The following is a 26,887-nucleotide window of genomic DNA, read 5'->3' on the forward strand; positions in this document are numbered from 1 at the left end:
GGCCACGGTGACCGGAAGCCGCCGAAACGGTCCTGCCCGCGGCGGCCGGCAGACGACCGAAACGATTCCGCCAGCAGCCGCCGGAGAGTCACCGCAGGTCAGACGGATTGTCAGTGGTCGGGTGCAGGATGGACGCATGGTCAGTTCCGCACACCGAGCCCTCGACGGCTTCTCCCCCGCGACCCGCGGCTGGTTCACGGGGGCCTTCTCCGCGCCCACCGCGGCCCAGGCGGGCGCGTGGAAGGCCATCGGCGAGGGCTCGGACGTGCTGGTGGTCGCCCCGACCGGTTCCGGCAAGACCCTGGCCGCCTTCCTCGCCGCCCTGGACCAGCTCGCCGCGACACCCCCGCCCGCCGACCCCAGGAAGCGCTGCCGCGTCCTGTACGTGTCCCCTCTGAAGGCCCTCGCGGTCGACGTGGAGCGCAACCTCCGCTCCCCGCTCACCGGCATCCGCCAGGAGTCCGTCCGCCTGGGCCTGCCCGAGCCCGAGGTCAAGGTCGGCATCCGCTCCGGAGACACCCCGCCCGCCGAGCGCCGCGCGTTGTCCACGCGCCCGCCGGACATCCTGATCACCACTCCGGAGTCCCTGTTCCTGATGCTGACGTCGGCCACGCGCGACGCGCTGACGGGCATCGAGACGGTGATCCTGGACGAGGTGCACGCCGTCGCCGGCACCAAGCGGGGCGCGCATCTCGCTCTGTCCCTGGAGCGGCTGGACGAGCTGCTGCCGAAGCCGGCCCGCCGTATCGGCCTCTCGGCGACCGTGCGCCCGGTCGACGAGGTCGCCCGTTATCTTTCCCCGCGCGGCAAGGTGGAGATCGTCCAGCCGACGTCCGGCAAGGAGTTCGACCTCTCCGTGGTCGTCCCGGTCGAGGACCTGGGCGAGCTGGGCGGCTCCCCGGTGGCGGACGGCAGCGAGGGCAAGGAGAAGCCGTCGATCTGGCCGCACGTCGAGGAGCGCATCACCGACCTCGTCCAGGCACATCGTTCAACAATCGTGTTCGCCAACTCCCGCCGCCTGGCGGAGCGGCTGTGCAACCGGCTCAACGAGATCGCCTACGAGCGCGCGACCGGCGAGTCCCTGGACGAACATCACGCACCGGCTGAGCTGATGGGCGGATCCGGCGCGGCCCAAGGTGCGCCCCAGGTCATCGCCCGCGCCCACCACGGCTCGGTCTCCAAGGAACAGCGTGCCCAGGTCGAGGAAGACCTCAAGGCCGGCCGGCTGCCCGCCGTCGTGGCCACGTCCAGCCTGGAGCTGGGCATCGACATGGGCGCCGTCGATCTCGTCATCCAGGTGGAGTCCCCGCCCTCCGTGGCCTCCGGCCTCCAGCGCGTGGGCCGCGCGGGACACCAGGTCGGCGCGGTCTCCACAGGTGTGGTGTTCCCGAAGTACCGGGGCGACCTCGTCCAGGCCGCCGTGGTCACCGAGCGGATGCGCACCGGATCCATCGAGTCCCTGAAGGTCCCCGCCAACCCCCTGGACGTCCTCGCCCAGCAGCTCGTCGCGATGACGGCGCTGGACACCTGGCAGGTCGACGACCTGCTCGCCACGGTCCGCCGGGCCGCCCCCTTCGCCTCGCTCCCGGAGTCGGCGTTCACGGCCGTGCTCGACATGCTCGCGGGCCGCTATCCCTCGGACGCGTTCGCCGAGCTGCGCCCGCGCGTGGTGTGGGACCGCGTCGCCGGCACGATCACCGGCCGCCCCGGCGCGCAGCGCCTCGCCGTCACCTCCGGGGGCACGATTCCCGACCGCGGTCTCTTCGGGGTCTTCCTCGCGGGCGCCGACCCCAAGAAGGGCGGCGGCCGGGTCGGCGAGCTGGACGAGGAAATGGTCTACGAGTCCCGGGTGGGTGACGTCTTCACCCTCGGCACCAGCTCCTGGCGGATCGAGGACATCACCCGCGACCGCGTCCTGGTCTCCCCCGCGCCGGGCGTGCCGGGCCGGCTCCCCTTCTGGAAGGGCGACCAGCTCGGCCGCCCGCTCGAACTGGGCCGCGCGCTGGGCGCGTTCCTGCGTGAGGTCGGGTCACAGACCAAGGACGACGCCCGCCTGCGCCTCCTCGCCGCGGGCCTCGACACCTGGGCCGCGGAGAACATGCTGTCGTACCTGGCCGAACAGCGCGAGGCCTGCGGTCACATCCCGGACGACCGCACGATCGTCGTGGAGCGCTTCCGCGACGAACTGGGCGACTGGCGCGTGGTCATCCACTCCCCCTTCGGCGCCCAGGTCCACGCCCCCTGGGCCCTCGCCCTCGGCGCCCGCCTCTCCGAGCGCTACGGCATGGACACCCAGGTGATGCACGCCGACGACGGCATCGTCCTGCGGCTGCCCGACGCCGACCTGATGGGCCTGGACCTGCTCGACCAGGAGCCTATGAAGGCGGGCACGGAGTACGACGCCGACCGGGCCCCGGTGGGAGCGGCGGACGTCGCCTTCGACAAGGGCGAGGTCAATCAGCTCGTCACCGACCAGGTCGGCGGCTCGGCCCTGTTCGCGGCCCGCTTCCGCGAGTGCGCCGCCCGCGCGCTGCTGCTGCCCCGCCGCAACCCCGGCAAGCGCACGCCGTTGTGGCAGCAGCGTCAGCGCGCCGCCCAACTGCTGGAGGTGGCCAGCGAGTTCGGCTCGTTCCCGATCGTCCTGGAGGCCGTCCGCGAGTGCCTCCAGGACGTCTTCGACGTCCCGGGCCTCACCGAGCTGATGGGCGACCTGGAGTCCCGCAAGGTCCGCCTCGTCGAGGTCACCACTCCCGAGCCGTCCCCCTTCGCCCGCTCCCTCCTCTTCGGGTACGTCGCCCAGTTCCTCTACGAGGGAGACTCACCGCTCGCCGAGCGCCGCGCCGCCGCCCTGTCCCTGGACTCCCATCTGCTGGCCGAGCTGCTCGGCCAGGCCGAGCTGCGCGAACTGCTCGACGCCGAGGTGCTGACCGAGCTGGAGCGCGAGCTCCAGTGGCTCACCGAGGACCGCCGCATCAAGGACGCCGAGGGCGTCGCCGACCTGCTGCGGATGCTCGGCCCGCTCACCGACGCCGAGTTGGCCGAGCGCGGCGCCGCACCGCAGTGGGCCCAGGAGCTGGCCTCGGCCCGCCGCGCGATCCGGGTCCGTATCGCCGGTGCCGACCACTGGGCGGCCATCGAGGACGCGGGCCGCCTGCGCGACGCGCTCGGTACGGCACTGCCGGTCGGCGTCCCGGAGGCCTTCACCGAACCGGTCAAGGACCCGCTCGGCGACCTCCTCGCCCGGCACGCGCGCACCCACGGGCCGTTCACGTCGGCCACGGCCGCGGCCCGTTTCGGTCTGGGCGTGGCGGTCACCGACGGCGCGTTGCAGCGGCTCGCGGCGAACGGCCGTGTCGTACAAGGGGAGTTCCACCCGGCGGGCATCGGCCAGGAGTGGTGCGACGCGACGGTTCTGCGCCGCCTGCGCAGGCGCTCGCTGGCCGCGTTGCGGCACGAGTTGGAGCCGGTGCCGCCCGCCGCGCTCGCGCAGTTCCTGCCCCAGTGGCAGCACATCGGCAAGGGCCACGGGCTGCGCGGCATCGACGGACTGGTGCGCGCGGTCGAGCAGTTGCAGGGCGCATCCGTGCCCGCGTCCGCCCTGGAGAAGCTCGTCCTGCCGTCCCGCGTGGCGAACTACGCGCCCGCGATGCTCGACGAACTCACCTCGGCCGGCGAGCTGGTCTGGGCGGGCGCAGGCTCCCTCCCCGGCAAGGACGGCTGGATCTCCCTGTACATGGCGGACGCGGCCCCCCTGCTCCTCCCGCCACCGCACCCGCTCGAACTCACGGCGCTGCACCAGTCGATCCTGGACACCCTCTCCGGCGGCTACGGACTGTTCTTCCGCCAGATCACCGACCAGATCCGGGCGACCACCCACCCCGACGTGACCGACCCCCAACTGGCCGACGCCGTATGGGACCTGGCCTGGTCCGGCCGGCTCACGAACGACACACTCGCCCCCCTGCGCTCCCTGCTGGGTTCCGGCCGGACAGCGGGTTCCACGGCCCACCGCGCGAAACGCACGGTCCCGCGCGGGCGTTACGGCTCGCTCACCGCCGCGGCCCGCCCCGCCTCCCGCACCGGGCCGCCGACCGTCGCGGGCCGCTGGTCCCTGCTCCCCGCCCACGAGCCCGACCCCACCGTCCGCGCCCACGCGCTGGCCCGCACCCTGCTCGACCGACACGGGGTCGTCACCCGGGGAGCGGTCGCCGCGGAGGGCGTAGAAGGCGGCTTCTCGGCGACGTACCGCGTCCTGTCCGTCTTCGAGGAGAGCGGGCAGGCGCGGCGCGGCTATGTCGTGGAGGGACTCGGCGCCGCCCAGTTCGCGATGGACGGCGCGGTGGACCGCCTCCGCGCGGTCGCCAACGCCCGCGACCGGGGCGACGAACTGCCCACCCCGGACCCGGCGGACCACGACCCCTACGGCTTCGGAACCCTCGCCGACTCCACCTCGCGGATGACCGGCCCCGGCCACGGCTCCGCCGCCGACCACGGACGACACGGCACATCGGACTCCCCCGGAGTCCACGACTTCGCGGACGCCTTCGGCCCGTTCACCGATTTCGACGACCTCGACAGCGTGGGCTCACCGGACGGCGACCTCACGAACCCGGGCGCCCCCACCTCCCGGCACCAACGCACCCCGGCCTCCCACCCCCCGTCCCCCGGCGACTACCTCTCGCCCCGCGACTTCCCCGCCCCCACCCCCCGGAACACCACCGGTTCCCCCTACGCCAACCACCGCACCCACCGCCCCTCCCTCGTCAGCAGAGCCGTCGTGCTGGCCGCCGCCGACCCGGCGAACGCGTACGGCGCCGCCCTCCCCTGGCCCGAGCCACCGACCGGCGCCGGGCACAAGCCGGGGCGCAAGGCCGGCTCGCTGGTCGTCCTGGTCGAAGGTGAGCTGACGCTCTACATGGAGCGCGGCGGCAAGACCCTGCTCGCCTGGCCCTCCGCACCGGATGCCACGGCCACCGAGGACCCACGCCTCCAGGCGGCGGCCGAAGCGCTCGCGGCGGCGGCCCGAGCCGGTTCGCTCGGCACGGTCACGGTGGAGCGCGTCAACGGCACCTCGGCCCTGACCTCCCCCATCGGCACCCTCCTGGAAGGAGCGGGCTTCATCGCGACACCACGCGGCCTGCGCCTCCGCGCATGAGCCACAGCAACGGCAGCCCGAGATCCGCCCAGGACTCACTCCTGGCCAGCCGCCCCCTCACATCCAGCCCACTCCACCCCGAGCCCGCCCCCCAAGCACCCGGCACCCGGCACCCGGCCCACTTCACCCCGAACCACCCCGCACCCAAGCCACCCCCGGCCCCACGCCCCGCGCGCGCGAGAGATCTCTCACCCCGCGCCGCCCCAGCCTCGTACCCCATACGCTCGCTTCCCCCCGCCCCGCACCACCTCTCCCTTCCCCTCCCCCCATGTCACCCTTGACCCATGCCTGAAGGCGACACCGTCTGGCAGACCGCGAAGCGTCTCGACACCGCCCTCGCGGGCAAGGTGCTGACCCGCAGCGACCTCAGGGTGCCCAAGTACGCCACGGCGGACCTCACCGGACGCACCGTTCTGGACGTCACCCCTCGGGGCAAGCACCTGCTGACCCGTATCGAGGGTGGCCTCACCCTCCATTCGCATCTGCGGATGGACGGCACCTGGCGGGTGTACGCCAACGGCCAGCGCTGGAGCGGCGGCGGTGCGGCCCACCAGATCCGGGTGATCCTCGGCACCGCCGACCGCACGGCCGTCGGTTACCGCCTCCCCGTCCTCGAACTTCTCCGCACCCCCGACGAGGACCGCGCCGTGGGCCACCTCGGCCCCGACCTCCTGGGCCCCGGCTGGAATCCGGAGCTGGCCCTCGCCAACCTCCTCGCGGACCCCACCCGCCCCCTCGGCGAGGCCCTGCTCGACCAGCGCAACCTGGCCGGCATCGGCAACATCTACAAAAGCGAACTCTGCTTCCTCCTGGGCGCCACGCCCTGGCTCCCCGTCGGCGCGCTCCCCGCCGACCGCGCGGCCAAGCTGCCCGCCATCGCCCAGCGGCTCCTGGAAGCCAACCGCGACCGCCCCCTCCGCAACACCACCGGCGCCTTCACCAGCACCACTCCGACCAGCGCCACACACCACCGCACCGCAGGCCCCGGCACCCCCGACCTTTTCGTCTACGGCCGCGCACCCCGCCCCTGCCTCCGCTGCGGCACCTCCATCCGCACGGCCAACCAGGGCGACGGCTCCCGCGAGCGGCCCACGTACTGGTGCCCCATCTGCCAGGTAGGACCGGCTCCGGGCACCACCGCACCCCACAGAACTCAGCACCGTACGACTAATTGACGACCCGTCAGAAACCCTCGTACGGTCGTTTCATGCCCGTCACGGCGTACGACCTCACCGGACGCACCGCTTTCGTCACCGGCGCGGCCAGCGGTATCGGCCGCGCCTCAGCCGTACTGCTCGCCGAGGCGGGCGCCACCGTGCACTGCGCGGACCGCGACGCGCCAGGCCTGCACGACACGGCGACCCTGATCAAGGACAAGGGCGGCACCGCCCACGTCCACCACCTGGACGTGACCGATCGCACGCAGGTCAGGCAGGCCGTCGAGTCCTGCGGCGACCTGCACGTGATGGCGGCGGTCGCCGGGATCATGCACAGCAGCACGGTGCTGGAGACCCAGGACGAGGACCTCGACCGGGTGCTGAACGTCAACTTCAAGGGCGTTCTCTACGCCTGTCAGGAGGCGGCCCGGCTGATGCTCGACCGTGGCACCAGGGGCAGCATCGTCACCATGGCGTCCGGCGCGATCGACACCGGAGGAGCCGGGCTGCTCTGCTACAGCGCTGCCAAGGCGGCCGTCGTCCAGCTGACGAAGACGCTGGCGACGGAACTGGGCCGGCACGGCATCCGCGTCAACGCGGTCGCGCCGGGCTGGATCCGGACGCCCATGACCGATCACCACGAGGGCGAGGCACAAGCCCGTACCGAGGCGATGATGACCCGACTGTCGCCATTGGGCCGAGTAGGTGAACCGGAGGACATCGCCCACGCCGTGCTGCACCTCGCGTCGGACGCGTCGTCCTTCACGACGGGCCAGATCCTCCGTCCGAACGGCGGCGTGGCCATGCCTTGGTGACGGCCTCCGAATCGGTACCCGGTGGTGGTTCGGGGTCGAGTGATGGTTCAGCGGCCGATGATGGCTCAGTCGCCGCCGTTGGTCCGGTCGACGGCACTGGTCCGGTCGACGCCGACGGCTCAGCGTCCGGGGCTCGCCCGGGGTCCGACAGCGACCCGGCGCCCGACGACAGTCCGGCATCCGGCACCACCCCGGCCGCCCACGACCCCCCATGCTCCGACACGCCGGAGTCCGACCACACTCCACCGTCCGTCACGCCGAGGTCCGGGAACATCCCCGAGTCCCCCGCACCAAGATCCGGCGACGGTCGAGCATCCGTCCCACCCGAGTCCAACGGCACCCCCACATCCGACCCACCGGCGTCCGGACCCATGCCCGCGTTCCTCGCCCCAAAATCCGACGGCAGTCGACCCTCCATGTCACAAGGGTCCGGCGGCTCCCCGGGACCGAACCCACCACTCCCCGGGAACACCCCCACGTCCCGGACGCCGAAGTCCACCGGCGCTCCAGCATCCGTCCGGCCCCAGTCCAGCGAAGCTCCAGCCGCCGTCACCCCCGGCTCCAGCGGAACTCCACCCTCCGCCAGGCCAGGGCCAAGCGACTCCCCCACATCCACCCCGCCGGGGGGACCCGACATCACCCCTCCGCCTTCCACCCCAGGGCCCTGCACCACATCCGCGCCCCTCGTCCCGAGATCCGGCATCACCCCCGCACCGGACCGCGCCCCACCCCCGCTCCAAGCCTCCCGCCACCGCCCCGCAGCCACGGCCCCCGCCGCCCGCGCCTTGGGCATGCAGTGCACCGGGAGCAGGCTCAACCCCCATCCCCCGGCCGCCACGGTGCCCTCCAGCGCGCCCGCGTGCGGGCTCAGAGCAAGCCGGAGCACAGCCCACCACCACACCGCGCCAAGCACCGGCGCGAGCCCCCAGCGTGCTATTCGCCCCGCCATGGCCCCACCTCCAGCCCGACGCCAAACGTCCTGGTCACCCGCAAGAAGGGCGCATCGACGGCACACGGACGCGCCACCCGCCTCAACCATGACCGCACCCAGCCACCCCGGCAAACGCACCGCCGCGCCCACGCCCACCACTGCGGACAGCCCCGCCAAGGGTCACCGCACCCAGATGGGCGACCGCACCCAGGACGCGAAAAACCCCGGCCACGCCCCCTCCAGATCTCCCTGGAGAGGCCCCGGCCGGGGCTCGCACACTTCTCGGTACTGATCAGCCAGACGCCGATCAGCGTCACATCGGCCTACACCAGCGTGAACGTCACGCGGCGACCACGTCCACCGCCTCGGCGGGGGCCTTGATGGTCACCCGTTCCGGTGGCACACCGGTCACCGACACGGAACCCAGCATCGGACGAACCGAAGCGGGTACAGGATCGGTGGCCGCAGCAGACTGGGCCAGCTCGGCGAGAGCGAGCTCGTCGCTCACTTCCCGCATGAGCTCGGACATCCGTACGTCCAACGCGTCGCAGATGGCGGACAGCAGTTCAGAGGAAGCCTCTTTCTGCCCCCGCTCCACCTCGGAGAGATAGCCGAGTGAGACTCGGGCGGACGAGGAGACTTCGCGCAGAGTACGGCCCTGGCGCTGGCGCTGCCGACGCAGCACGTCACCCAGCAGGCGACGGAGCAGAATCATCGGTGGCTCCCTCCTCGGACCGCGTAGCCGCATCCTTCTCGCCCCACCGTACCGCCTTGCGCCGCGGCCGTGCGGGGAGCGATGTCGTGTTCACTCAGGGCTGCAAACATCAAAACCCCCCGTTCTGTTCCGTATCCTGTGCCCGCTCATTCCCGGTCTGTTCGCTCACGAGCCGCTCCAGAAGCAGCGCGAGTACGCTCCGTACACTCTCCATACGAATTTCCGCCCGGCCGCCGTTCAACCGCAGCGCGGCCACTTTCCCGCCACCGGCGGCACCCGAACCGGGACCGAACGGGCCGTCCACGGCCACGAAAACGGTGCCGACGGGCTGTCCGTCCTGCGGCTCCGGGCCCGCCACGCCGGTGGTCGCGATGCCCCAGTCGGCGCCGAGCGCCTTCCGTACGCCGGCCGCCATCTGGGCCGCGACCTGCGCGTCCACCGCGCCCCGCTCGGTCAGCAGGGTGGCGTCGACACCGAGCAGCTGGTGCTTCAACTCGGTCGCGTAGGCGGTGACCGAGCCACGGAAGGCCTTGGAGGCTCCCGGCACCGATGTGATCTCCGCCGCAACCAGACCACCGGTGAGCGACTCGGCGACAGCGAGCGTCGCACCGCTCACGGTCAGTAGTCGCACCACTTCAGTGGCCGTGGAACTCACGCTTCCGTCTCCTCCGCCGCCGCCAGGCGCTCGGCGATTCCCTGCCTGCGCAGCACAATGGCCTGTCTCACATAGTCGAGCCCGGTCAGCACGGTCAGCACCACGGCTGCGGCCATCACCCAGAACCGCAGGGTGGCCAGCCAGCCCGTGAGCGCCAGCACATACATCCCCACGGCCACGCCCTGCGTGAGCGTCTTCAGCTTGCCCCCGCGCGACGCGGGAATGACGCCGTACCGGATGACGAGGAAACGCAGGAGCGTGATCCCGAGTTCCCGGCCGAGGATGACGACGGTCACCCACCACGGCAGATCGCCGAGCGAGGAGAGACAGATCAGCGCCGCGCCCATGATCGCCTTGTCGGCGATGGGGTCGGCGATCTTGCCGAAGTCGGTGACGAGATCGTACGTGCGGGCCAGATGGCCGTCGAACAGGTCGGTGATCATGGCGATGGCGAACGCCGCCCAGGCGAACGAGCGCATCGCCGGGTCGTACCCGCCGTCGGCCAGCATCAGTGCGACGAAGCCCGGGACGAGCAGGAGCCGGAGCATGGTCAGGAAGTTGGCGATGTTCCAGACGCTCGCCTGGTTGACGGCCGCGGCGACGACCTTCGCACCGCGCGCCGGCCTCGGGCCATCGGACAGGCCGGTCTCGACCTCACCCTGCGAGGCGCCGTCGACCTGGACTCCGCCAGAAGGGGCACCACCGGCGGCCGAGGCAGCGTCGGAAAAGGCCGGACCGGAAGAGCCAGCAGCGGGAGAGCCGCCACCAGAGGAGCCGCTACCGCCCGCCATTCCCCCGGAGGAGACCGTGCCGGAGACGTTGCCCGACATCGCGCCGGAAGGGGCGCCACCGGAGGCCGTACCCGAACCCGCGCTCGCGGGCGCGCCGTTCGCGCTGGAGGTGTCGCCCGCCGCCGATGCCGGGACTCCGGTCATCTGCCCGCCTCCTCACTACACGCGAGCGAGCCCAGGAGCGGCTCGGCCACCAGGTCGACACCTTCCGTGCCGACCACCTTCGCCTCGACCATACGGCCGACGCTCAGGCCCTCGCCGCTCGTGAGCAGCACTTGGCCGTCCGTCTCGGGTGCCTGGTGCTCGCCGCGGCCGTAGGCGCCGTCCTCGGAGTCCACCGACTCGACCAGCACCTGCACGGTCTCGCCGACGCGCTCCTCGGCGCGCTGCGAGACGAGTTCCTCGGCGAGCCGCGAGATGTGCGCGAGCCGGGCGTCCACGACGTCCTGGTCGAGCTTCCTGTCGTACGTCGCCGCCTCCGTGCCCTCCTCGTCCGAGTAGCCGAAGACACCGATGGCGTCCAGGCGCGCGCCGTTCAGGAAGCGCTCCAGTTCGGCCAGGTCGGACTCGGACTCCCCGGGGAAGCCGACGATGAAGTTCGAGCGGACGCCGGCCTGCGGGGCCTTGGAGCGGATGGTGTCGAGCAGTTCGAGGAAGCGGTCGGTGTCGCCGAAGCGGCGCATGGAGCGCAGCACGTCGGGCGCGGAGTGCTGGAAGGACAGGTCGAAGTAGGGCGCGACCTTCGGTGTGGAGGTGAGCACGTCGATGAGCCCGGGGCGCATCTCGGCGGGCTGGAGGTAGCTGACCCGCACCCGCTCCAGGCCGTCGATGTCGGCCAGCTCGGGCAGCAGCGTCTCCAGGAGGCGGATGTCGCCCAGGTCCTTGCCGTAGGACGTGTTGTTCTCGGAGACCAGCATGATCTCCTTGACGCCCTGTTCGGCCAGCCAGCGGGTCTCGTTCAGGACGTCGCTGGGGCGGCGGGAGATGAAGGAGCCGCGGAAGGACGGGATGGCGCAGAAGGTGCAGCGGCGGTCGCAGCCGGAGGCGAGCTTCACCGAGGCGACCGGGGAGCCGTCCAGGCGGCGGCGCAGGGGCGCGCGCGGGCCCGAGGCGGGCGCGAGGCCCTCCGGGAGGTCGGCCGGGCCGTGGCCGGGCAGCGCGACGTCGGCGGCGGAGTCCTGCCGCTCGGCGGGGCTGATCGGCAGCAGCTTGCGGCGGTCGCGGGGGGTGTGCGAGGCGTGGATGCCGCCGTTCAGGATGGTCTGCAGGCGGTCGGAGATGTCGGAGTAGTCGTCGAAGCCGAGCACTCCGTCGGCCTCGGGCAGCGCCTCGGCGAGCTCCTTGCCGTACCGCTCGGCCATGCAGCCCACCGCGACGACGGCCTGCGTTCTGCCGTGGCCCTTGAGGTCATTGGCTTCGAGGAGGGCGTCGACGGAGTCCTTCTTGGCGGCCTCGACGAAGCCACAGGTGTTGACGACGGCGACGTCCGCGTCCTCGGCGTCCTCCACGAGTTGCCAGCCGTCCGCCTCCAAGCGGCCTGCGAGCTCCTCCGAGTCCACCTCGTTACGGGCGCAGCCAAGAGTGACGAGTGCGACGGTACGGCGTTCAGGCATGGGCTCAAGACTACTTCGTCCCACTGACACCCCACGTCGAAGGGGCTGGCCGATCTTGGCCAACCCCTTGAACAAGCACCCTGGCGGACCGGTGAACCGGCCCGGAGGTCTCAGCCGACCTCGGGGTCGCCCTTGGTGTACGTGAGGCGCTCCACCGCTCCGGGCTGGAAGTCGTCCTCGATCTTCTTGCCGTTGACGTAGAGCTGGATGACCCCGGCGTCGCCGAGGATCAGGTTGACCTTCGAGCTGTCCTGGAAGGTCTTCGACTCGCCCTTCTTGAGGAGTCCGTCGAAGAGCATCCGGCCGTTGTGGTCCTTGGCGGAGATCCAGCTGCGGCCGTCGACCGCGCTCACCTGGACCGTCACCTTGTCCTGCGGCGCGGCGGCGATGGCGCTGTCGGAGGGGTCCGACTTGGGCGTGGCTGCGTCGCTGTTCGAGGGCTTCGGCTTGGCGGGCTTGCTGGTGGCGGGCGTGGCGCCCTGGGTGACCTGTGACGCGGCGTCACTGTCGCTGTCGCCGCCCTTGAACGCGGTGAAGCCGACGAAGCCGACCACCGCGACGATCGCGGCGACCATGGCCGCGGTCCAGTTCGGGCCGCGTCGCTCCGGGCGGATACGTTCCGCCTCGAAGAGGGGCGCCGCCGGCGTGGGCGCGGGACGCCCGCCGTGGTCGCCGTCGTAGCGGGCGAGGAGCGGGGCCGGATCGATGTGGACGGCCTTGGCGAGGGTCCTGATGTGCCCGCGCGCGTAGACGTCACCGCCGCAGGGCGAGAAGTCGTCGGCCTCGATGGCGTGCACGATGGCGATGCGGACCCGGGTGGCAGTGCTGACGTCGTCGACGGTCAGCCCGGCGGCGATACGTGCCTGCTGCAGGGCTCGGCCGACGGAAGGGCGGGCTTCTTCCTCATGGCCGTCTTCGGATCGGCCGTCTTCGAACGGACGGTCGTCTTCAGGGGAGTTGCCGATGGACACGGGGGCGCCTTTCGAGCGTGTAGCCGCCTGTGCTGGAAATTCAGTCTAGGGGGGGTACTGAAGGGTGGGGCAACCGGGCGGTGGGACTTTGTACGCCATCGGTATGGCCGGAGCGCCCGACGGCGAGGCGGCCGGGAATCCCATGGCGGGAGCCCGACCTGTCTTCTCGCTCAACTTGACGTACGACAAAGGGAAACGGTTGCCCGACGATCTCTAACGGGTGAGTCACGGTCGCATCCCTTCGGCGGACGCCTACCCTTCAGACTCCCCGCGGATCACGGCGAGCACGCCATCCAACTCGTCAGCCTTCACAAGAACGTCACGCGCCTTGGAGCCCTCGCTCGGCCCGACGATGTTCCGGGACTCCATGAGGTCCATGAGCCGCCCGGCCTTGGCGAAGCCGACGCGCAGTTTGCGCTGGAGCATCGAGGTCGACCCGAACTGCGTGGACACGACCAGTTCGGCCGCCTGGCACAGCAGGTCGAGGTCGTCGCCGATCTCCTCGTCGACCTCCTTCTTCTGCTTGGTGCCCACGGTGACGTCGTCCCGGAAGACCGGGGTCATCTGGTCCTTGCAGTGCTGCACGACGGCGTGGATCTCGTCCTCGGTGACGAAGGCGCCCTGCATACGGGTGGGCTTGTTCTGCCCCATCGGCAGGTACAGGCCGTCGCCCTTGCCGATGAGCTTCTCGGCACCGGGCTGGTCGAGGATGACCCGGGAGTCGGCCAGGGACGAGGTCGCGAACGCGAGCCTGGAGGGCACGTTCGCCTTGATGAGACCGGTGACGACGTCCACGGAGGGGCGCTGCGTCGCGAGCACCAGGTGGATGCCGGCCGCGCGCGCGAGCTGCGTGATGCGCACGATCGAGTCCTCGACGTCGCGCGGCGCGACCATCATCAGGTCGGCCAGCTCGTCGACGATCACCAGGAGGTACGGATAGGTCTTGAGCTCCCGCTCGCTGCCTTCCGGAGTCTTCAGCTTGCCGTCGCGGATGGCCTGGTTGAAGTCGTCGATGTGCCGGTACCCGAAGGCGGCGAGGTCGTCATACCTGAGGTCCATCTCGCGCACGACCCACTGGAGCGCCTCGGCGGCCCTCTTCGGGTTGGTGATGATGGGCGTGATCAGGTGCGGGATGCCTTCGTAGGCGGTGAGTTCGACGCGCTTGGGGTCGACGAGGACCATCCGGACGTCCTCCGGGGTCGCCCGGCACATGATCGACGTGATCAGGCAGTTGATGCAGGACGACTTGCCGGAGCCGGTGGCACCGGCCACCAGGATGTGCGGCATCTTCGCCATGTTGGCCATGACGTAGCCGCCCTCGACGTCCTTGCCGAGCGCCACGAGCATCGGGTGGTCGTCCTCGGCCGCGTCCGCGAGGCGCAGCACGTCGCCGACGTTGACCATCTCGCGGTCCGTGTTCGGGATCTCGATGCCGACCGCGGACTTGCCGGGGATCGGGCTGATGATCCGCACGTCGGGGCTGGCGACGGCGTAGGCGATGTTCTTGGTGAGCGCGGTGATCCGCTCGACCTTGACGGCGGGGCCGAGCTCCACCTCGTAGCGCGTGACCGTCGGCCCGCGCGTGAAGCCGGTGACGGCCGCGTCGACCTTGAACTCGGAGAAGACGTTCGTCAGGGAGGCGACCACGGCGTCGTTCGCGGCGCTGCGCGCCTTGCCGGGGCCCCCGCGCGTGAGGAGGTCGAGCGAGGGCAGCGAGTACGTGATGTCGCCGGAGAGCTGGAGCTGCTCGGCGCGCGGCGGGAGGTCGCGGGGCTCCTCCGGGGGCGCCTTGGTGAGGTCCATGACCTCGGCCTTGAGCTTCTCCTGCTTGGGCCGCGCGGCGGGGGCCGGGACGGGCGTCGGGGTGGTGTCCTCGCGGTCGCCTCCCACCCGTACACCCTGGGTGAGGTCGGCGACGATCGGCGAGGGCGGCATGCCGTGCAGGACGGCTCCGTCGAGCGCCGCCGCCGCGGCCGCCGCGACGTCCACGGCGTCCATGGGGCGGTTCATGTCGGGCTGGGGCACCGCGGAGCGCCGGGGGCGGCTCCGGCGCTTGCTGAGGGCGTCCTGCTCCGCGCTGTCGGGGTCGTACGCCTCGGGGGCGCTCCCGCGCTTACGGGCGCGCGGAGGCAGCGCCTCGCGCCACTGCTCGTCGTAGCGCTCGTCGTCCTCGCCCACGAACTCGTCGTCGCGGTCGTAGTCGTGGACGATGCCCAGCTTCACGCCGAGCAGGCGCAGCCGCTGCGGGATCGCGTTGACGGGCGTGGCCGTGACGACCAGCAGCCCGAAGACGGTGAGCAGCACCAGCAGGGGTACGGCGAGGACCTCGCCCATGGTGTACGTCAGCGGGGTGGCCGCCGCCCAGCCGATGAGGCCGCCGGCGTCCCTTATGGCCTGCATGCCGTCGCTGCGGGCGGGCGCGCCGCACGCGATGTGGACCTGGCCGAGCACGCCGATGACGAGCGCCGAGAGGCCGATCACGATACGGCCGTTGGCCTCGGGCTTCTCGGGGTGGCGGACGAAGCGCACCCCGATCACCGCGAGCAGTATCGGCACGAGCAGGTCGAGTCGGCCGAAGGCGCCGGTCACCAGGATCTCGACGAGGTCGCCGACCGGGCCGCGCAGATCGGCCCAGGTGCCGGCGGCGACGATCAGTGCGAGGCCGAACAGCAGCAGTGCGACGCCGTCCTTGCGGTGGGCGGGGTCCAGGTTCTTCGCCCCCTGCCCTATGCCGCGGAACACGGCGCCGACGGCGTGCGCGGTGCCGAGCCAGACGGCGCGCACGAGCCGGACGATGCCTCCGGTGGGGCTGGGCGCCGGCCTGGGCGCGGGGCGCGCGGTCTTCTTGGCGACCGCTTTCTTCGCCGGGGCCCGTTTCGCAGCGGCCTTCTTCGCCGGAGCCTTCGCCGGAGCAGCCCTCTTGGCGGGCTGCTTCTTGGCTGCGGAGGGACGTGAGGCCATAGGTGTGAGGTTACCTGTGGAGACGGCAGCGGACACGTGTGCCCACTGCTTCACCCGTTCGTGTCGCCCGTACGGGACGGGGAACTGACGCTCGCTCACGCACAACTGCGCCCGCGGCGGACGTCAGTTCTGCGACGGGACCGATGGCGCTCCGCTGCCGGTGCCCGGCTCCAGGGCGTCGAGTGCCCTGCGCAGGCCGGTCAGTTTGCGTTCGAGATGGGCCGCGGTGGCCACGGCCGCCGCGTCCGCCGACTCGTCGTCGAGCTGCTTGGACAGCGCCTCCGCCTGCTCCTCGACGGCCGCGAGCCGCGCCGACAGCTCGGCGAGCAGTCCGGCCGGTTCCTTGGCCTCACCCGCCGCGGGCTTGCCGCCGCCCTCCAACTGGAGCCGCAGCAGCGCCGCCTGCTCCCGCAGCTGGCAGTTCTTCATGTACAGCTCGACGAAGACCGAGACCTTCGCGCGCAGCACCCACGGGTCGAACGGCTTGGAGATGTAGTCGACCGCGCCCGCCGCGTAACCCCGGAAGGTGTGGTGCGGGCCGTGGTTGATCGCGGTGAGGAAGATGATCGGGATGTCCCGGGTCCGCTCCCGTCGCTTGATGTGCGCGGCGGTTTCGAAACCGTCCATGCCTGGCATCTGGACGTCCAGCAGAATGACCGCGAAGTCGTCCGTGAGCAGTGCTTTGAGCGCTTCCTCCCCGGACGATGCCCGAACCAGTGTCTGATCGAGCGCAGAGAGGATGGCCTCCAGCGCCAGCAGATTCTCCGGCCGGTCATCGACCAGGAGGATCTTGGCCTTCTGCACCATGGCCCGCCCTCCTCGCCCCGGATGTGCACCGGGCGCCGCCCCAGGGGACGACTCTCTTGCGCCGCCCGCCCTTGTGCCGGTCATGGTAGCCGCACCCCGCCTGTCGCCACACCCTGTCACCGCGATGTCACTGTGCACGTAGCAGAAACGCAGCGGGAGACCAGAAGGTTCCCCGAATACCGCGGTTCTACACGGCTTCGGGCACACTCAGTCAGCAACTCCGCGTGCGCACCGAACGTTCCCCGTGGCGTTCCCGCCGCTTTCCCGTCAGGTCCGGTCGATTTCGTCACTCCGGCCGCATCCACTGCTCCATCACCGACAACAGGTGATCGGGATCGACCGGCTTGGTCACGTAGTCCGAGGCCCCGGACTCGATCGCCTTCTCCCGGTCGCCCTTCATCGCCTTCGCGGTCAGCGCGATGATCGGCAGCCCGGCGAACTGCGGCATCCTGCGGATCGCCGTGGTCGTTGCGTAGCCGTCCATCTCCGGCATCATGATGTCCATCAGAACGACCGTCACGTCGTCGTGCTGCTCCAGGACCTCGATGCCCTCACGGCCGTTCTCCGCGTACAGCACGGACAGGCCGTGCTGCTCCAGGACGCTGGTCAGCGCGAAGACGTTGCGGATGTCGTCGTCGACGATCAGCACCTTCTCCCCGCCGAACCGGATGCCCCGGCGCGAGGCCGGCGCGGACTCCTCGGACGCCCACTGGTCGCGCACGGTCTGCCCGAGCTGCCCCATCTGACCGAGCTGCCCGAGCTGCGTGGACTGCTCGACGGCCCTGCGGCGGCGCCTGAAGAGTGCGGCGGCGCCGTTCTGCGTCTCCTGGTACGACTTCACCTCGGCCGGCGTCCCGAAGTCCACCTCGCTCCGGTCCGGTCCTTCGAGCTCCGGCGCGGACGCCACCAGGTCGCCCGCCTCCAGCGCGGGCAGCTGCTGGTAGCCCTGCGGGGGCAGTTCGCTGGGGTGCAGCGGCAAATACAGCGTGAAGGTCGAACCGCGGCCGGGCTCGCTCTGCGCGTGGATCTCACCGCCGAGCAGCTGGGCGATCTCCCGGGAGATCGACAGCCCCAGGCCCGTACCGCCGTACTTGCGGCTGGTCGTACCGTCCGCCTGCTTGAACGCCTCGAAGATGACCCGCATCTTGCTGCCGGCGATCCCGATCCCGGTGTCGGTCACGGAGAACGCGATCAGGTCGGCGTCCGCGTCCCGCAGCGAACCGGCCTCCAGGAGCTGCTCCCGGATCGCCACCGGCACGTCGGCGCCGGCCGGCCGGATGACCAGCTCGACCGCCCCGGAGTCGGTGAACTTCACCGCGTTGGAGAGCAGGTTGCGCAGCACCTGGAGCAGTCGCTGCTCGTCGGTGTGGAGCGTGGCGGGCAGTTCCGGCGACACCCGGACCGAGAGGTCGAGGCCCTTCTCCGCGGTCAGCGGGCGGAAAGTGGCCTCTACGTAGTCGACGAGCTGGACGAGCGCGATGCGTGTCGGGGACACGTCCATCTTGCCCGCCTCGACCTTCGACAGGTCCAGGATGTCGTTGATCAGCTGGAGCAGGTCGGAGCCCGCGCCATGGATGGTCTCGGCGAACTCGACCTGCTTCGGGGAGAGGTTCCCCTCCGCGTTGTCGGCGAGCAGCTTGGCCAGGATCAGCAGCGAGTTGAGCGGTGTGCGCAGCTCGTGCGACATGTTGGCGAGGAACTCGCTCTTGTAGCGCATCGACACCGCGAGCTGCTCGGCACGCTCCTCCAGGACCTGCCGCGCCTCCTCGATCTCGGTGTTCTTCACCTCGATGTCGCGGTTCTGCTGGGCCAACAGCTCGGCCTTCTCCTCCAGTTCGGCGTTGGACGACTGAAGGGCCTTCTGCCGGTTCTCCAACTCGGCCGACCGCTCGCGGAGTTGCTCGGTCAGCTCCTGCGACTGCTTCAGCAGCACCTCCGTCTTGGTGTTGACGGAGATGGTGTTGACGCTGGTCGCGATCATCTCGGCGATCTGGTTGAGGAAGTCCTTCTGGATGTGCGTGAACGGCGTGAAGGACGCCAGCTCGATGATGCCGAGCACCTTCCCCTCGAACAGCACCGGCAGCACGATCACCTGCGCGGGCGGCGCCTCCCCGAGCCCCGAGGAGATCTTCAGGTAGCCGCTGGGCGCGTTCTCCACGAGGATCGTGCGCCGCTCCTGGGCGGCCGTCCCGATCAGCGCCTCACCGGGCCTGAACGAGGTCGGCATGGACCCCATGGAGTAGCCGTACGACCCGAGCATGCGCAGTTCGTACGCGTCCTCGCCCTCGGCGTCCGCCAGGGGCAGCGCGAGGAAGAAGGCGCCGTGCTGCGCGGAGACCACCGGGGTCAGCTCGCTCATGATCAGCGAGGCGACGTCGTCCAGGTCCCGGCGGCCCTGCATCAGCGCCGAGATGCGGGCGAGGTTGCCCTTGAGCCAGTCCTGCTCCTTGTTGGCGATCGTGGTGTCGCGCAGGTTGGCGATCATCTTGTTGATGTAGTCCTGCAGTTCCTGGATCTCGCCCGCCGCGTCGACGTCGATCTTCAGGTTGAGGTCGCCGCGGGTCACCGCGGTCGCCACGCGCGCGATGGCACGCACCTGCCGGGTCAGGTTCCCGGCCATCTCGTTCACCGACTCGGTGAGGTCGCGCCAGGTCCCGTCGACGTCACGCACGCGTGCCTGCCCGCCGAGCTGCCCCTCGGTACCCACCTCGCGGGCCACCCGGGTCACTTCCTCGGCGAAGCTCGACAGCTGGTCGACCATCGTGTTGATCGTGGTCTTCAGTTCGAGGATCTCGCCCCGGGCGTCGATGTCGATCTTCTTGGTCAGGTCGCCCTTGGCGATGGCCGTGGTGACCATCGCGATGTTGCGCACCTGGCCGGTCAGGTTGGACGCCATCCCGTTCACCGACTCGGTGAGGTCCTTCCACGTGCCGGCCACCCCGGGCACGCGCGCCTGACCGCCGAGGATGCCGTCCGTACCCACCTCGCGGGCCACCTTGGTGACCTGGTCGGCGAACGAACTCAGCGTCTTCACCATGGTGTTGAAGGTGTCGGCGAGCTGCGCGACCTCACCGCGCGCCTCGATCGTCACCGTCCGGGTCAGGTCGCCGTTGGCGACGGCCGCCGCGACCTGGGAGATGTTGCGCACCTGGACGGTCAGGTTGTTGGCCATCAGGTTGACGTTGCCGCTGAGGTCCTTCCAGATGCCCGTGACACCCGGTACGTGCGCCTGGCCGCCGAGGATGCCCTCGGTGCCCACCTCGCGGGCCACCCGGGTCACCTGCTCGGCGAAGGACGACAGTTGGTCGACCATCGTGTTGACGGTCGTGACGAGTTCGAGGATCTCGCCCTTGGCGTCGACGGTGATCTTCTTGGAGAGGTCGCCCTTGGCGACGGCGGTCGTGACCTCGGCGATCTGGCGCACCTGGATGGTCAGGTTGTTCGCCATGAAGTTCACCGACTGCGTGAGGTCCTTCCAGGTGCCGGAGACACCCTGCACCTCGGCCTGCCCGCCCAGCTGCCCCTCGGTGCCCACCTCGCGGGCCACCCGGGTGACCTCCTCGGCGAACGACGACAGCTGGTCGACCATCGTGTTCAGGGTGTTCTTCAGCTCCAGGATCTCCCCGCGCGCGTCCACGGTGATCTTCTGGGACAGGTCACCCCGGGCCACCGCGGTGGCCACCTGGGCGATGTTGCGGACCTGGGCGGTGAGGTTGCCGGCCATGCCGTTCACCGAGTCGGTCAGGTCCCGCCACACCCCGGCCACGCCCGGCACCTGCGCCTGCCCGCCCAGGCGGCCCTCCGTGCCCACCTCGCGGGCCACCCGGGTCACCTGGTCCGCGAAGGCGGAGAGCTGGTCGACCATCGTGTTGATGGTGTTCTTCAGCTCCAGGATCTCGCCGCGCGCGTCCACGTCGATCTTCTGGGACAGGTCGCCCTGGGCCACGGCCGTGGTCACCTGGGCGATGTTGCGCACCTGGGACGTCAGGTTCCCGGCCATCGAGTTGACGGAGTCGGTGAGCTCCTTCCAGGTGCCCGAGACGCCGTCCACGCGCGCCTGGCCGCCGAGCCGGCCCTCGGTGCCCACGTCACGGGCCATCCGGGTCACCTGGTCGGCGAACGACGACAGCTGGTCGACCATCGTGTTGACGGTGTTCTTCAACTGAAGCATCTCGCCGGACACGTCGACGGTGACCTTCTGCGACAGGTCGCCGTTGGCCACGGCCGTCGTCACCTGCGCGATGTTCCGCACCTGCCCGGTGAGGTTGCGGAAGGCCGTGTTGACGGAGTCCGTCAGGTCCTTCCAGGTACCGGCCGCGCCCGGCACCTGCGCCTGGCCGCCCAGTTCACCCTCGACACCGATCTCGCGCGCGACGCGCGTGACCTCGGCACCGAACGAGGACAGCTGGTCGACCATCCCGTTGACGGTGTTCTTCAGCTCCAGCATCTCGCCGGCCACGTTCACGGTGACCTTCTGGGACAGGTCACCGCTCGCCACGGCGGTCGTCACGGCGGCGATGTCCCGCACCTGGATGGTCAGGTTCCGGAAGACCGTGTTCACCGAGTCGGTGAGGTCCTTCCACGTCCCCGCCGCACCCGGCACGTTCGCCTGCCCGCCGAGCTGCCCCTCGGCACCGACCTCGTTGGCCACGCGCGTGACCTCGTCCGCGAACGTGCGCAGCGTCTCGGTCATCTGGTTGATCGTCTCGGCGAGCTGGGCGACCTCGCCCCGCGCCGACACGGTCACCTTCTGCGACAGGTCACCGTTGGCGACCGCCGTGGTGACCTGCGCGATCCCGCGCACCTGGGCCGTCAGGTTCCCGGCCATGATGTTCACCGAGTCGGTGAGGTCCTTCCACACCCCGGCCACACCCGGCACCTGCGCCTGGCCGCCCAGCTCGCCCTCGGTGCCCACCTCACGGGCGACGCGCGTCACCTCGGAGGAGAACGACGACAGCTGGTCCACCATCGTGTTGACGGTGTTCTTCAGCTCCAGCATCTCGCCGGCGACATGGACGGTGACCTTGCGCGACAGGTCACCCTTGGCGACCGCCGTCGTCACCAGGGCGATGTCCCGCACCTGGGCCGTCAGCCGGTACGCCATCGTGTTGACCGACTCCGTGAGGTCCTTCCACGAGCCGGACATGCCACGCACGCGTGCCTGCCCGCCGAGCTTGCCCTCGGTGCCCACCTCGCTGGCCACCCGCGTGACCTCGTCGGTGAACGTCGACAGCTGGTCGACGAGGTTGTTGACGGTCCGCCCGACCTTCAGGAACTCCCCGCGCAGCGGATGCCCGGTCCCGTCCGGCGCCTGCGTCCGCAGCTCCATGCGCGGCGAGAGATCACCCTCGGCCACTGCGGACAGCACCCGTCCGACCTCGGAGACGGGCCGTACGAGGTCGTCCACGAGCGCGTTGGACGCATCGATGGCCGCGGCCCAGGAACCCTCGCAGGGGCCCGTCTCCAGCCGCTCGGTGAGTTTCCCCTCGCGCCCCACCATGCGCCGCACCCGGGACAGCTCGCCCGTGAGGTGCAGATTGCGGTCGGCCACCTCGTTGAACACGGCGGCGATCTCCGACATCACGCCGTCGCCGGACACCGTGAGCCGCTTGCGGAAGTTCCCGTCCCGCATGGAGACCAGAGCGGTCAGCAGCCGGTCCAAGGAGGCCGCGTCCACCTCCGTGGTCCCATTGCGCGGTTTGCGCTGGTTCTTCAGGGACTGTCCGCCTTTCGCGCGCGTCTTGGTGGCCCGCGTCGCTGCGCCAGACTCCACTGTGTCCCTCCCGAAGGGGTCGACCGTTACCGCTGTGCCGGTGTGCCACTGCTCGGCGTATGAGTTACCGCCGCGTATACCTGCCCGGTTCACCGGGCTTCAAGAGGGCCCGGAGCCCTCCATGTACAGAGGACACCCAGCCTGCCCGGACCTTCACCAGAATCCTGCCCAGTGTTTCACCCTGCCTGAACCAGGCCATAACAGTTCGGCAGCTTCGCACATCGTCCGCACACCCTCCGGACGGAAACACTGCGGACCGGCATCCGCATGGACGGTGAAGGTAAGTAACCTTGCATGCGGCTGTCCAGCCGCGCCGGTTCCGTCCGGCCTGGGCGGTGGCACGAACACGAGCGGGCAGGCATCGGAGGGGCACCGCACCATGACCACCGGACTGCATCCTGGGGGAACGCCCCAGGATCCCCCGCCGACCGGAAACCAGCCGGTGCCCCGGCAGACGCCGATCGGCCATGGTGACCTGCCCGCCGACGACAGGCCGAGGAGTTCTGTGATCACCGCGCGCGCGGCCGCCAGCTTCGACCCCGTGGGACGATCGGTCGCCACCGCGCGGTCCTTCGTCCGCGACACCCTCCAGGGCTGGGGCTTCGCCGACATCGTCGACGACGCCGTGGTCCTCACCAGCGAGCTGGTGACCAACGCCGTGGTGCACGCGGGCACGGCCGCGGACGTCCTGTGCCTGCGAAGCGACGACGGCGCGAGGATCGAGGTCGCCGACCACTACCCCGAGCGCGAGATCCCCCTCCAGGGGGCCGCGATCTCCATGAGCAGCCCCGACCGCGAGGGCGGTCGCGGCCTCCAGCTGTGCGCGGCGCTGGCCAGCCGCTGGGGCGTCGACTACACCCCCACCCAGAAGCTGGTCTGGTTCCAGCTGGACCTGCCCGCGCGCCCGGTGGGCACCCGCGCGGCTGGCCCGTCCCTCCCGGCCGCCCTGCTCCCCCTCGCCGACGGCAGGGTCCGCGTCGCGGTCGTCCAGATCGACCGCACGGGCTCCATCGCGTCCTGGAACGAGGACGCGGAGGACCTCTTCGGCTACGCCGCCGAGCAGGTCACCGGCAAGCCCCTCACCGATCTCGCCGCCTGGCCGCACACCCCGGGCACCAGCACCGGTATCGCCGAGGCCCTCCGCCTCTCCCGCTGGGAGGGCACCTACGGCATCCGCGGCGCCGACGGCCGCGTGACCCCGGTCTACGCCTCCCACCTCCGCGTCCGCGACACGGACGGCGAGCCGTCGACCGTGTGCCTCCTGGTCCGGGACCACGAACGCGCGGTCCTCCAGACCCCGTTGCGCGGCCCCGCCCCCGACGCCGCGTCCACCCCGGACGGCCAGAACACCGACCCGTTCGAGGTGTTCATCGGCTCCCCCGCGCCGGACGACCTCGACGGCCTCCTCCAGCGCACGGTCGAGCGCGCCCGCGACATGCTCGACGGCGACTCCGCCTTCCTGCTCCTCGCGACCGACGACGAGACGGAGTTGGAGGTCCGCGCCTCCACCGGCCTGCCCTCCGCCCGCCAGCGCTTCGCGCGCGTGCCCGTCGAGGCGGGCCCAGGCCGCTACGGCTCCGCCCGCATGCCGGCCGTCCACGAGGACCTCCAGGCCGTCCCCGGCGCCGTACCGCTGCTGAGCGGCACCGGAATGCGCTCGGTCGTCACCGTCCCCCTGAAGGTGGAGGGCCGCCTCACCGGCTCCCTCGGAGTCGCCGCCGAGGCCCCCAACAGATACTCGAACGAAGAAGCCCTACGGCTCCAGTTCGCCGCCGACCGCATCGCGTTGGCGGTCGAGTCGGCCCGCCTGGGCGAACTGGAACGCCTGCGCCGCGGCTCGCTCAGCTTCCTGGTCGAGGCCTCCGACCTCCTCGCGGGCACCCTGGACCGCGACCAGACCCTCGCCCTGATGGCCCAGATGACGGTCCCGACCCTCGCCACCTGGTGCGCGGTCTACACGATCGCCGACCAGTCCTCGGACCCGTACCTCAGCTACGTCCTCCACGAGGACGAGGAACTCATCGACGGCATCAAGTCGTTGCTCTCGAAGATCGCCCCTCCGGACCCGGTCCCCACCCCCGGCGCCCGCGTCTGGGCCGCCCCCGCCGAGGCCGCCCACCAGGCCGCCCTGCGCACCTCCATGCGCAGCCTCGGCCTCGGCGAACCGACCCGCCGCGTCAGCTCTGGCATCGGCCCCACTCTCGCCACGGCGTCCGCCGTCGGCGGCGAGACGGTCGTCCTCCCCCTGGTCGCCCGCAACCGCGTCATCGGCATGCTGACCCTCGGCAAACCCACCGACGAACACTTCCGCCAGGAAATCCTGGAACTGGCCGAGGACTTGAGCCGCCGGGCCGCCCTGGCCCTCGACAACGCCCGCCTGTACTCGGAGCGCACGGCCATCAGCCAGTCCCTCCAGCGCAGCCTCCTGCCCCCCGACCTCCCGCACATCGAGGGCGTAGAGGTCGAGGTCATCTACCGGGCGGCCGGCGAGGGCAACGAGGTCGGCGGCGACTTCTACGATCTCTTCCCCATCCGGGACGGCGTCTACGGCTTCGCCATCGGCGACGTCTGCGGCACGGGCCCCGAGGCGGCCGCGGTCACCGGCCTGGCCCGCCACGCCCTCCGCCTGCTCGCCAGGGAAGGCTTCGGCGGCCCCGCGGTCCTGGAGCGCCTCAACTCCGCAATCCTCGACGAGGGAGCCCGCAGCCGCTTCCTGACGCTCCTCTACGGCGAGTTGTGGCCCCAGGAGGACGGCAGCGCCGAACTGAAGGTGGTCTGCGCCGGCCACCCCCTCCCGCTCCGCCTCCGCCAGGACGGCACGGTCGAGCCCGCCGCCGAACCCCAGCCCCTCCTCGGCGTCATGGACGACCTGGAGCTCTACGAGCAGACGGTCACCCTCGACCCCGGAGACGTCCTCCTGTGCGTCACGGACGGCGTCACCGAGCGCCGCGAGGGCACCCGCATGCTGGGCGACGACGGCCTCACCGACGTCCTCACCACCTGTACGGGGCTCACAGCCGGCGCGGTCGCGGCCCGCGTCATGCGCGCGGTCGAACGCTTTGCCTCCGACGCCCCGTCCGACGACATGGCGATCCTGGCCATGCGCGTCCCGGGCCTCCAGAAGGACTGACGGACCCCGAACACGCAGAAGGCCCCGCCCAATTGGGCGGGGCCTTCTGATGTCTGGAGCCCTCTAACGGAATCGAACCGTTGACCTTCTCCTTACCATGGAGACGCTCTACCGACTGAGCTAAGAGGGCCTTGTCGCTTTTCCGAGGTTTCCCTCGCGGCGACGAAAAGAATCATACCCCGAACAGGCCCGTGCGCCCAACCACCGTCTCCCGGCCCCGACTCGATCAGAAAGCGGGTTGCAGCAGACCGCCGAGCGCGTTGCACGCTGAAACGATCCTCTGCATCTCCCGCTTCGTCAGCGAGGCGTCCACCGGCAGCGCGAGCGTCTCGTCCGCGGCCCGCTCGGTCTCCGGCAGAGCCACACACCGCCGGAACTCCGGCAGCCGATGCACAGGAGTCTTCACCGGCACCCGGCACTCAACTCCCCTGCCGCGCACGGCCCGAGCGAAGGCGTCCCGATCCGGCCGCCCGTTCCCCGGCACCCGCACGACGTACTGCTGGTAGGTGTGCCCGTCCCCACCATCGGGCGTCCGCACCCCCCGCAACTTCGCGTCAAGATAAGCAGCCCGCTCCCGCCGCTGAGCAATCTCGTCGTACGGCGCCTCGGACTCGCCCTGCTGCAACACCAGCAGCCCATGCCGCTGCCCGACCCCGAGCAACCGCGCCACATCGGCGGACCGTCCGAATCGATGGACGACAACTATCGCCGCCGTACGCGGAGTTATGGCCGCCTCGACAGCGGAGGCGTCCAGGCAGTACGTCACCGGATCTATGTCGGCGAACACCGGCAGGCCACCCGCCAGGGTGACGGCCTCGGCGACTTCCACGTTCCCGAACGCCGGCACGACGACCTCGTCACCGAGTCCGACGCCTGCGGCCCTGAGCATTGCAGCAGTACCCATGCTCGGATGGTGATTGCGCAATGTGAACTTCAAGTGACGCCCAACAAAAAAGGGTTGGACCCCGAACCGAAGTTCAGGATCCAACCCTTTCAATATTTGTTCGGCGGCGTCCTACTCTCCCACAGGGTCCCCCCTGCAGTACCATCGGCGCTGTAAGGCTTAGCTTCCGGGTTCGGAATGTAACCGGGCGTTTCCCTCACGCTATGACCACCGAAACACTATGAAACACATCAACCGCACCACCCGCTGTGACCCGGGCAGGGTTGTTCGTGGTTTCAGAACCAACACAGTGGACGCGAGCAACTGAGGACAAGCCCTCGGCCTATTAGTACCGGTCACCTCCACCCATTACTGGGCTTCCAGATCCGGCCTATCAACCCAGTCGTCTACTGGGAGCCTTAACCCCTCAAAGGGGGTGGGAACACTCATCTCGAAGCAGGCTTCCCGCTTAGATGCTTTCAGCGGTTATCCCTCCCGAACGTAGCCAACCAGCCATGCCCTTGGCAGAA

The 26,887-nt window shown here is 70.6% G+C and carries 13 protein-coding genes, 1 tRNA gene and 2 rRNA genes; 4 read left to right on the top strand and 12 right to left on the bottom strand.

From position 1 onward, the window contains the following. Positions 1 to 136 precede the first annotated feature (136 nt). The 3 genes from ACIPTO_RS05645 (at position 137) to ACIPTO_RS05655 (ending at position 7,127) form a co-directional block, all read left to right on the top strand. On the top strand, positions 137 to 5,155 hold the full coding sequence (locus ACIPTO_RS05645) for an ATP-dependent helicase (RefSeq protein ID WP_401189627.1): 5,019 nt from the start codon (positions 137 to 139) through the stop codon (positions 5,153 to 5,155). A gap of 284 nt (positions 5,156 to 5,439) precedes the next feature. Continuing rightward, the gene (locus ACIPTO_RS05650; RefSeq protein ID WP_401189628.1) at positions 5,440 to 6,330 is read left to right on the top strand and encodes an Fpg/Nei family DNA glycosylase; all 891 of its coding nucleotides are present in this window, start codon (positions 5,440 to 5,442) and stop codon (positions 6,328 to 6,330) included. A gap of 32 nt (positions 6,331 to 6,362) precedes the next feature. Next, entirely contained in the window at positions 6,363 to 7,127 is a 765-nt protein-coding gene (locus ACIPTO_RS05655; RefSeq protein WP_401189630.1) for an SDR family NAD(P)-dependent oxidoreductase, read from the top strand. A 1,271-nt stretch (positions 7,128 to 8,398) separates the two neighbouring features. Here the strand turns inward: ACIPTO_RS05655 and ACIPTO_RS05660 are convergent. From ACIPTO_RS05660 to ACIPTO_RS05695, 8 genes are all read right to left on the bottom strand, one after another. Continuing rightward, positions 8,399 to 8,773, bottom strand: a complete 375-nt coding sequence (locus tag ACIPTO_RS05660; RefSeq protein WP_352185249.1) for a helix-turn-helix transcriptional regulator — start codon at positions 8,771 to 8,773, stop codon at positions 8,399 to 8,401. Positions 8,774 to 8,882: 109 nt separating this feature from the next. Next, entirely contained in the window at positions 8,883 to 9,428 is a 546-nt protein-coding gene (locus ACIPTO_RS05665) for a CinA family protein (RefSeq protein WP_401189631.1), read from the bottom strand. Continuing rightward, the gene (gene pgsA / locus ACIPTO_RS05670; protein WP_401189633.1) at positions 9,425 to 10,363 is read right to left on the bottom strand and encodes a CDP-diacylglycerol--glycerol-3-phosphate 3-phosphatidyltransferase; all 939 of its coding nucleotides are present in this window, start codon (positions 10,361 to 10,363) and stop codon (positions 9,425 to 9,427) included. The genes ACIPTO_RS05665 and pgsA overlap by 4 nt, the downstream gene beginning before the upstream one ends. Then, positions 10,360 to 11,832: a 30S ribosomal protein S12 methylthiotransferase RimO gene (rimO, locus tag ACIPTO_RS05675; protein ID WP_366312697.1), complete on the bottom strand. Its 1,473-nt coding sequence runs from the start codon at positions 11,830 to 11,832 to the stop codon at positions 10,360 to 10,362. Before rimO ends, pgsA begins: the two co-directional genes overlap by 4 nt. A 110-nt stretch (positions 11,833 to 11,942) precedes the next feature. Continuing rightward, the gene (locus tag ACIPTO_RS05680; RefSeq protein WP_366312699.1) at positions 11,943 to 12,803 is read right to left on the bottom strand and encodes a RodZ domain-containing protein; all 861 of its coding nucleotides are present in this window, start codon (positions 12,801 to 12,803) and stop codon (positions 11,943 to 11,945) included. Positions 12,804 to 13,055: 252 nt separating this feature from the next. After that, positions 13,056 to 15,764: a DNA translocase FtsK gene (locus ACIPTO_RS05685; RefSeq protein WP_366312701.1), complete on the bottom strand. Its 2,709-nt coding sequence runs from the start codon at positions 15,762 to 15,764 to the stop codon at positions 13,056 to 13,058. Between the two features lie 123 nt (positions 15,765 to 15,887). Beyond that, entirely contained in the window at positions 15,888 to 16,571 is a 684-nt protein-coding gene (locus ACIPTO_RS05690) for a response regulator (protein WP_366312703.1), read from the bottom strand. 286 nt (positions 16,572 to 16,857) lie between these two features. Continuing rightward, entirely contained in the window at positions 16,858 to 22,344 is a 5,487-nt protein-coding gene (locus ACIPTO_RS05695; RefSeq protein ID WP_401189636.1) for a HAMP domain-containing protein, read from the bottom strand. A 379-nt stretch (positions 22,345 to 22,723) separates the two neighbouring features. On the opposite strand from ACIPTO_RS05695, the gene ACIPTO_RS05700 reads away from it, so the two are divergent. Next, positions 22,724 to 25,474, top strand: coding sequence for a SpoIIE family protein phosphatase (locus ACIPTO_RS05700; protein ID WP_366312707.1), 2,751 nt, complete (start codon positions 22,724 to 22,726; stop codon positions 25,472 to 25,474). 54 nt (positions 25,475 to 25,528) lie between these two features. On the opposite strand, the gene ACIPTO_RS05705 is transcribed toward ACIPTO_RS05700, so the two are convergent. From ACIPTO_RS05705 to ACIPTO_RS05720, 4 genes are all read right to left on the bottom strand, one after another. Next, a tRNA-Thr gene (locus tag ACIPTO_RS05705) sits at positions 25,529 to 25,604 on the bottom strand. A gap of 96 nt (positions 25,605 to 25,700) precedes the next feature. Further along, complete coding sequence (locus ACIPTO_RS05710; protein ID WP_366312803.1) at positions 25,701 to 26,363, bottom strand: DegT/DnrJ/EryC1/StrS family aminotransferase; 663 nt, start codon at positions 26,361 to 26,363, stop codon at positions 25,701 to 25,703. Positions 26,364 to 26,476: 113 nt separating this feature from the next. After that, a 5S ribosomal RNA gene (rrf, locus tag ACIPTO_RS05715) occupies positions 26,477 to 26,593 on the bottom strand. Positions 26,594 to 26,683: 90 nt separating this feature from the next. Further along, positions 26,684 to 26,887, bottom strand: a 23S ribosomal RNA gene (locus ACIPTO_RS05720); the annotation flags it as partial.

The sequence above is a fragment of the Streptomyces sp. NPDC090083 genome (assembly GCF_044747445.1).
In the GTDB taxonomy this organism is placed as follows: domain Bacteria; phylum Actinomycetota; class Actinomycetes; order Streptomycetales; family Streptomycetaceae; genus Streptomyces.

What these genes read in the sequence shown, in the direction of transcription:
- ACIPTO_RS05645 (WP_401189627.1), top strand. Translation starts at nt 137, where the DNA reads ATGGTCAGTTCCGCACACCGAGCCCTCGACGGCTTCTCCCCCGCGACC.
- ACIPTO_RS05650 (WP_401189628.1), top strand. Translation starts at nt 5,440, where the DNA reads ATGCCTGAAGGCGACACCGTCTGGCAGACCGCGAAGCGTCTCGACACC.
- ACIPTO_RS05655 (WP_401189630.1), top strand. Translation starts at nt 6,363, where the DNA reads ATGCCCGTCACGGCGTACGACCTCACCGGACGCACCGCTTTCGTCACC.
- ACIPTO_RS05660 (WP_352185249.1), bottom strand. Translation starts at nt 8,773, where the DNA reads ATGATTCTGCTCCGTCGCCTGCTGGGTGACGTGCTGCGTCGGCAGCGC.
- pgsA (WP_401189633.1), bottom strand. Translation starts at nt 10,363, where the DNA reads ATGACCGGAGTCCCGGCATCGGCGGCGGGCGACACCTCCAGCGCGAAC.
- rimO (WP_366312697.1), bottom strand. Translation starts at nt 11,832, where the DNA reads ATGCCTGAACGCCGTACCGTCGCACTCGTCACTCTTGGCTGCGCCCGT.
- ACIPTO_RS05685 (WP_366312701.1), bottom strand. Translation starts at nt 15,764, where the DNA reads ATGGCCTCACGTCCCTCCGCAGCCAAGAAGCAGCCCGCCAAGAGGGCT.
- ACIPTO_RS05690 (WP_366312703.1), bottom strand. Translation starts at nt 16,571, where the DNA reads ATGGTGCAGAAGGCCAAGATCCTCCTGGTCGATGACCGGCCGGAGAAT.
- ACIPTO_RS05700 (WP_366312707.1), top strand. Translation starts at nt 22,724, where the DNA reads ATGACCACCGGACTGCATCCTGGGGGAACGCCCCAGGATCCCCCGCCG.
- ACIPTO_RS05710 (WP_366312803.1), bottom strand. Translation starts at nt 26,363, where the DNA reads ATGCTCAGGGCCGCAGGCGTCGGACTCGGTGACGAGGTCGTCGTGCCG.